2 protein-coding genes are annotated in these 1,553 nt (G+C 56.4%); both read left to right on the plus strand.

Annotated features, from left to right (window positions below):
* The first annotated feature begins 79 nt into the window (after positions 1 to 79).
* Entirely contained in the window at positions 80 to 913 is an 834-nt protein-coding gene (gene mazG, locus QMX84_RS26275; RefSeq protein ID WP_048386773.1) for a nucleoside triphosphate pyrophosphohydrolase, read from the plus strand.
* Positions 914 to 935: 22 nt separating this feature from the next.
* Complete coding sequence (locus QMX84_RS26280) at positions 936 to 1,481, plus strand: DUF2058 domain-containing protein (protein ID WP_282365151.1); 546 nt, start codon at positions 936 to 938, stop codon at positions 1,479 to 1,481.
* The last annotated feature ends 72 nt before the right edge of the window (positions 1,482 to 1,553 follow it).

Here is a 1,553-nt window from a genome sequence, read left to right on the forward strand (position 1 = left end):
AGCTTGCCTCGCGTTATTTTGACCTTTAAAAGATCGCGAGGCAAGCTCGCTCCTACATCGTTCTGCACAAGGATTAATGATGTACACCCTCGACGACTTGCTAAACCTCATGGCCCGCCTGCGCGACCCGCAGTTCGGCTGCCCGTGGGATATCAAACAAACTTACGCGACGATCGTGCCTTATACCCTCGAAGAAGCTTACGAAGTGGCGGATGCCATTGAGCGCAGCGACTTTGAGCACTTGCAGGGCGAACTGGGCGATTTGCTGTTCCAGGTGGTGTATTACAGCCAGTTGGCCCGCGAAGAGGGGCGCTTTGAGTTTGCCGGGGTGATCGACAGCATTACCCGCAAATTGATCCGCCGCCATCCCCATGTGTTTCCCACCGGCGACCTGTACGCGCCGCTGGACGTGCCGCGCTTGAGCGAAGCGCAGGTCAAGGAGCGTTGGGACGAAATCAAGGCCGAAGAGCGCGCAGAGAAATCGGCCACGCCGCAGCAGTTGTCGTTGCTTGATGATGTGCCGGTGGCGCTGCCTGCGTTGTCCCGTGCGGCCAAGTTGCAAAAACGTGCGGCTCAGGTCGGCTTTGACTGGCCTGGCGCCTTGCCGGTGCTGGACAAGGTGCGTGAAGAGCTGGACGAAGTGCTGGAAGCCATGGCGGATAACGACTCGGCGGCGATCCACGATGAAGTGGGCGACTTATTGTTTTCGGTGGTGAACCTGGCGCGGCATCTAAAAGTTGACCCGGAAACCGCCTTGCGCGGTGCAAATGCCAAATTTGACCGACGTTTCCGGTTTATCGAGCAAGCATTGCGCGATACCCTGCGTCCCATTGAAGATTGCACCCTTGAAGACCTGGATGCCCTGTGGGGTGAAGCCAAGCGCCAGGAAAAGAATTTGCCCAGCTGCGGCTGAGTTTGCCTAAGTGAGTAAGACAATGAGCATTTCCCTACGCGACCAGTTGCTCAAAGCCGGATTGGTCAACGAGAAGCAGGCCAAGCAGGCCGGTAAAGAAAAGCAAAAGCAGCAGCGTCTGGCCCATAAAGGCCAGATCGAGCTGGATGACACGCAGCAGCGCCTGGCGGCTGAAGCCAAGGCCGAGAAGATCAAGCGTGATCAAGAGCTCAATCGTCAGCAGCAAGAAAAGGCCGAGCAAAAAGCCCGTGCTGCGCAGATCAAGCAATTGATCGACGTGTCGCGCCTGCCCAAGCTGAACACCGAGGACTACTACAACTTTGTGGATGACAAGAAGGTCAAGCGCCTGTCGGTCAACACCTTGATGCGCAACAAGCTGGCCAATGGCTCATTGGCGATTGTGCAGCACCAGGGCGGCTACGAAGTAATCCCGCGTGAGGCAGCCCTGAAGATCCAGGAGCGCGACCCGCGCCGTATCGTTCAGTTGAACGTGCTGGTCGAGTCGAAAACGCCGGAAGAAGATGATCCGTACGCGGCGTACCAGATCCCTGATGATCTGATGTGGTAAAAAATTAAACAGACTGTAGGAGCGAGCTTGCCTCGCGATCTTTTTAAAGATCAAAAGATCGCGAGGCAAGCT

It is taken from the genome of Pseudomonas sp. PS01297, from assembly GCF_029959305.1.
Classification (GTDB): Bacteria; Pseudomonadota; Gammaproteobacteria; order Pseudomonadales; family Pseudomonadaceae; genus Aquipseudomonas; species Aquipseudomonas helleri.